Origin of the sequence: Reyranella sp., assembly GCF_050185545.1 — a bacterium.
GTDB lineage: Bacteria > Pseudomonadota > Alphaproteobacteria > Reyranellales > Reyranellaceae > Reyranella.
On the sequence record NZ_JBFWZI010000156.1, the window covers coordinates 1 to 5,034 of the forward strand.

The following is a 5,034-nucleotide window of genomic DNA, read 5'->3' on the forward strand; positions in this document are numbered from 1 at the left end:
GCTTACCCTTCCTCCAGACCACCGGGACCGATTACCTTTAAGCGTGGCCTCGACTACTTCCTCGCAATCGCTACTGGATGGGAACTCAGAGATGTGTCCACTCCGTAGCAGCTTCGCTGGGGAGGTGCCCCGTCTTACGGGGCGGAGGGGTCATGGTTCTTACGGACCGCGGGCGTCCCGCCCGCTCATTATGATGGACGCCCACGGTCCAATGACCATGACCCCTCCGTCGCCATATGACGGCGACACCTTCCCAAGCCGGGCTTGGGGAGGACCATGAAAAGCGCAATTGGCCTGTTGCTTGCTAGCCTCGGCGAGGTGAGACTTGCCCGGTGAAAACTGAACGGGAGGCAATGATGCGCAAGGTATCAATGGCAGTGGCGGCCGGTCTGGCGGCGATCTTCACCTCGACCGGCGCGATGGCCGGCAAGGACCTCGATGCAATCAAGGCGCGCGGGTCCCTGATCTGCGGTGTCGGCCAGGGCACGGCCGGGTTCATGCTGGCCGACAGCCAGGGCAAGTGGGTCGGGCTCGACGTCGATGTATGCCGCGCCGTATCCGCCGCCATCTTCGGTGATGCCACCAAGGTGAAATACGTGCCGCTCTCGGCCCAGCAGCGCTTCACCGCCCTGCAGTCGGGCGAGGTCGACATGCTGTCCAACAACACGACCATCACCCTGACCCGCGACACCGCGCTCGGTCTCGATTTCACCGCCGTCACCTACTACGACGGCCAGGGCTTCATGGTGAACAAGAAGCTCGGCGTGAAGAGCGCCAAGGAGCTCAACGGCGCCACTGTCTGCGTGGCCCCCGGCACCACCACCGAGCTCAACCTCGCCGACTACTTCCGCGCCAACAAGATGTCCTTCAAGCCGGTCGTCATCGAGAAGGTCGACGAGATCCGGGCGGCGTTCTTCTCCGGCCGCTGCGACGTCTACACCACCGACGCCTCGGGCCTCTACGCTGCCCGCGCCGCCAATGTGCCGCCGCCGGCCAAGCCCGACGACTTCGTCATCCTGCCCGAGATCATCTCCAAGGAGCCGCTCGCTCCGGCGGTGCGCCACGGCGACAACCAGTTCGCCGACATCGTGCGCTGGACCCAGTACGCCATGGTCGAGGCCGAGGAGTACGGCATCACGTCCAAGAACGTCGACGAGATGCTGAAGAGCGACAACCCGGTCATCAAGCGCATCCTCGGCGTGACGCCGGGCATGGGCAAGGCCCTCGGGGTCGACGAGAAGTGGGTCTACAACATCGTCAAGCAGGTCGGGAACTACGGCGAGAGCTTCGACCGCAACGTCGGCTCCGGCTCGATTCTCAAGATCGATCGTGGCCTCAACAACCTGTGGACCAAGGGTGGCCTGCAATACGCCCCGCCGATCCGCTGAGTCGCCGCTCTTCGTGAAGCCCGAGCAACGGGCGAGCACTCGGAGGGAATCCACGATGGTTACAAGCAGGCGATTCCCTCCTAGAGTGCGGGAAATATCAGCAAGGGGCGGGCGACCAAACCGCGGCCGGCAGGGGGAATAGCGAATGGCAGTCGAGGCTGTGGGCTCCACACAGCGCGCCAAGGCGGCGCCCTGGAACGACCCGGTCATCCGCGGCTGGGTCTTTCAGATCGTCGTCGTCGGCCTGGTCGGACTGCTCGCCTGGTACCTCGTCTCCAACACCATGGAGAACCTGCAACGCCAGAAGATCGCCAGCGGGTTCCACTACCTCGATCGCGAAGCGGGCTTCGAGATCGGCGACACGATGATCGCCTACTCGCCGGCCAGCACCTATGCCCGCGCCATCTTCGTGGGGCTGCTCAACACCCTCAAGGTGTCGGTGATCGGCATCATCATGGCGACCATCCTGGGCACGATGTTGGGCGTCGGCCGCCTGTCCAACAACTGGCTGCTCGCCAAGATCTGCGAATGGTACGTCGAGGCGTTCCGCAACGTTCCCCTCCTGCTCTGGCTGTTCCTGTTCTACAAGCTGATCAGCGAGGCTTTTCCCGGCCCGCGACAGGCGATCAGCCTCCTCTGGAACAGTGTGTTCCTGTCCAATCGCGGCCTCTATTTCCCGGTCCCGATGGCCGATCCGATCCACGCCTGGATGGGACTCGCGCTGCTGGTCGGGATCGCCGGCGCCTGGGTGCTGCACCGCTGGGCCAAGAACCGCCAGGAGACGACCGGCCAGCCTTTCCCGTCGATCCTGGCGGGCTTCGGCGTGGCGCTCGGTCTGCCGATCCTCGTCTGGCTCCTGGGCGGCGCTCCGCATGACATGAGCTGGCCCGAGCTCAAGGGCTTCAACTTCGACGGCGGCACGGTGATCCAGCCAGAATTCACCGCCCTCCTCGTCGGTCTCGTACTTTACACCTCGGCCTTCGTCGCCGAGATCGTGCGCTCCGGCATCCTTGCCCTGCACAAGGGCCAGAGCGAGGCCGCCGCCGCGCTCGGCCTGTCACGCGGCCAGGTCATGCGGCTCGTCCTGCTGCCCCAGGCGCTGCGCGTCATCGTGCCGCCGATGACCAGCCAGTATCTCAACATCACCAAGAACAGCTCGCTGGCCATCGCCATCGGCTATCCCGACCTGGTTGCCTCGATCAACGTGACGATCAACCAGACCGGTCAGGCGATCGAGAACGTGCTGCTGATCATGGCCGCCTACCTGTCGGTCAGCCTGTCGATCTCGGCGTTCATGAACTGGTACAACAAGCGCATTGCCCTGAGGGAGCGCTGAGCCATGACCGACATGCCCGTCGGCGAGCGCCGCCAGCTCGCGCCCCCGGTCGACGACAGTGGCGTCCTCGGCTGGATCCGCAAGAACCTCTTCTCGAGCTGGCTGAACGGCCTTACCACGATCGTGCTCCTCGTGGTCATCGGCTGGGTCCTGTCGTGGTTCCTCGAATGGGCGGTCTTCACCGCCAACTTCACGGCCACGGCCGGCGCCGAGTGCCGCGGCGGTGGCGCCTGCTGGGCGCTGATCCGCGAGAAGTACCGCTACATCTTCTTCGGCTCCTTCCCCTACGAGCAGCACTGGCGGCCGCTGTTCGCGGTGATCGCCATGCTGGCGATGCTGATCCTGTCGGCCGACCGGCGGATGTGGAACTGGCGCCTCGCGGTGATCTGGGGCATCGGCTCGTTCATCACCTTCCTGCTGATGTTCGGGCAGATCCACATCCCGCTCAGCCTCATGCTGTTCATCGCCATGGTGATCGGCGCGGGCGGCATGAGCCTGCGCAAGGGCATCGGCTCGCCGAGCGAGATGATGGCCTATCGCGTCGCCGCCGTGGTCGGCGTCGTCGGCCTGGCGGCGCGCATCGTCGGCGTGCTGCCGCCCTGGAGCCTCGCCATCGCGCCGCTCTCCTACGTCGAGACCGGCCTGTGGGGCGGCATCCCGGTGACGATCATCCTCGCCACCTACGGCCTCGCCTTCGCCTTCCCCTACGGCGTCCTGCTGGCGCTCGGCCGGCGCTCCAACCTGCCGCTGATCAAGGGCCTGTGCGTGGGCTTCATCGAGCTGATCCGCGGCGTGCCGCTGATCAGCCTGCTGATCATGGCCTCGGTCATGCTGCCGCTGTTCCTGCCGAGCGGCGTCACCTTTGACAAGTTCCTGCGCGCCCAGGTCGCCGTCATCCTGTTCGCCGGCGCCTACATCGCCGAGATCATCCGCGGCGGCCTGCAGTCGCTGCCCAAGGGACAGTTCGAGGCGGCCGACGCGATGGGCCTGAACTACGTCCAGAAGACCACCCTGATCATTCTGCCGCAGGCGCTGCGCGTGGTGATCCCGCCCCTGATCAACACGTTCATCGGCTTCTTCAAGGACACCTCGCTGGTGCTGATCATCGGCATCTTCGACTTCCTCAACACCGCCAACCAGGCCCTGGTCGATCCCAACTGGGCCGGCTTCCCGGGCGAAGTCTACATCTTCGCCGCCTTCGTCTATTTCTGTTTCTGCTTCTCGATGTCGCGCTACAGCAAGTATCTCGAGTTCGAGCTCAACAAGGGAACGCGCCGCTAGGGCGCCGCCAGGAGACAAGCACAATGGCCGCCAACGCCGCGCACAATCTGTCGAACGCGACGTCCGTCATCACGCTCAGGGGCGTCAACAAGTGGTTCGGCCAGTTCCATGTGCTGTCGGACATCAATCTCGACGTCAAGGAAGGCGAGAGGATCGTCATCTGCGGGCCGTCGGGGTCGGGCAAGTCGACCCTGATCCGCTGCATCAACCGGCTCGAGGAGCATCAGCAGGGCGACATCATCGTCGATGGCGTGACCTTGTCGAACGACGTCAAGAACATCGAGGCGATCCGACGCGAGGTCGGCATGGTCTTTCAGTCGTTCAACCTGTTCCCGCACCTCACCATCCTGGACAACCTCACCCTGGCGCCGATCTGGGTGAAGAAGATGCCGAAAAAGGACGCCGAGGAGATCGCCATGAGCCTCCTGAAGCGCGTGCGCATTCCCGAGCAGGCGGCGAAGTATCCCGGCCAGCTGTCGGGCGGCCAGCAGCAGCGCGTGGCGATCGCGCGAGCGCTCTGCATGCGGCCCAAGATCATGCTGTTCGACGAGCCGACCTCGGCGCTCGACCCCGAGATGGTCAAGGAGGTGCTCGACGTGATGATCGAGCTGGCGCGCGAGGGCATGACCATGCTGTGCGTCACCCACGAGATGGGCTTCGCCCGCGCCGTCGCCGACCGCGTGATCTTCATGGATCGCGGCGAGGTCGTCGAGCAGAACGAGCCCGAGGAGTTCTTCGCCAATCCGCGCAACGAGCGCACCAAGCTGTTCCTCGGCCAAATCCTGCACCGCTGACGGTCCGGCATTGAAGGTCCGAGCCGGGCGGCGATGAAGATCCTGGTCACGAGTGGGCACGAGACCATGAGAATGGCATTGGTCATCGGCGGCGTTCTGCCATGAAAGTCCTGGTCACGGGCGGGGCGGGCTTCATCGGCTCGGCCGTCATCCGCCACATCGTTCGCAACACCGACTGGACGGTGGCCAACGTCGACAAGCTCACCTACGCCGGCAATCTCGAATCGCTGGCCGA

5 protein-coding genes are annotated in these 5,034 nt (G+C 64.7%); all 5 read left to right on the forward strand.

The window, feature by feature from the left end:
• Positions 1-353: 353 nt before the first annotated feature.
• Positions 354-1,388 carry an amino acid ABC transporter substrate-binding protein gene (locus AB7O82_RS29115; protein WP_428549416.1) on the forward strand — a complete coding sequence of 345 codons (1,035 nt, stop codon included), beginning with the start codon at positions 354-356 and terminating at the stop codon, positions 1,386-1,388.
• Positions 1,389-1,533: 145 nt separating this feature from the next.
• Positions 1,534-2,724 (forward strand): amino acid ABC transporter permease, encoded by a 1,191-nt coding sequence (locus AB7O82_RS29120; protein ID WP_428549382.1) that lies wholly within the window; start codon positions 1,534-1,536, stop codon positions 2,722-2,724.
• Positions 2,725-2,727: 3 nt separating this feature from the next.
• On the forward strand, positions 2,728-4,005 hold the full coding sequence (locus tag AB7O82_RS29125; protein WP_428549384.1) for an amino acid ABC transporter permease: 1,278 nt from the start codon (positions 2,728-2,730) through the stop codon (positions 4,003-4,005).
• A gap of 23 nt (positions 4,006-4,028) precedes the next feature.
• Positions 4,029-4,799: an amino acid ABC transporter ATP-binding protein gene (locus AB7O82_RS29130; protein WP_428620838.1), complete on the forward strand. Its 771-nt coding sequence runs from the start codon at positions 4,029-4,031 to the stop codon at positions 4,797-4,799.
• A gap of 101 nt (positions 4,800-4,900) precedes the next feature.
• Positions 4,901-5,034: NAD-dependent epimerase/dehydratase family protein (locus AB7O82_RS29135; RefSeq protein ID WP_428620845.1), on the forward strand; the 134-nt coding region annotated here is incomplete at its 3' end.

Bases quoted from the DNA above. Each gene is read 5' to 3' on its own strand.
- AB7O82_RS29120 (WP_428549382.1), top strand. From the start codon at position 1,534: ATGGCAGTCGAGGCTGTGGGCTCCACACAGCGCGCCAAGGCGGCGCCC.
- AB7O82_RS29115 (WP_428549416.1), top strand. From the start codon at position 354: ATGATGCGCAAGGTATCAATGGCAGTGGCGGCCGGTCTGGCGGCGATC.
- AB7O82_RS29125 (WP_428549384.1), top strand. From the start codon at position 2,728: ATGACCGACATGCCCGTCGGCGAGCGCCGCCAGCTCGCGCCCCCGGTC.
- AB7O82_RS29130 (WP_428620838.1), top strand. From the start codon at position 4,029: ATGGCCGCCAACGCCGCGCACAATCTGTCGAACGCGACGTCCGTCATC.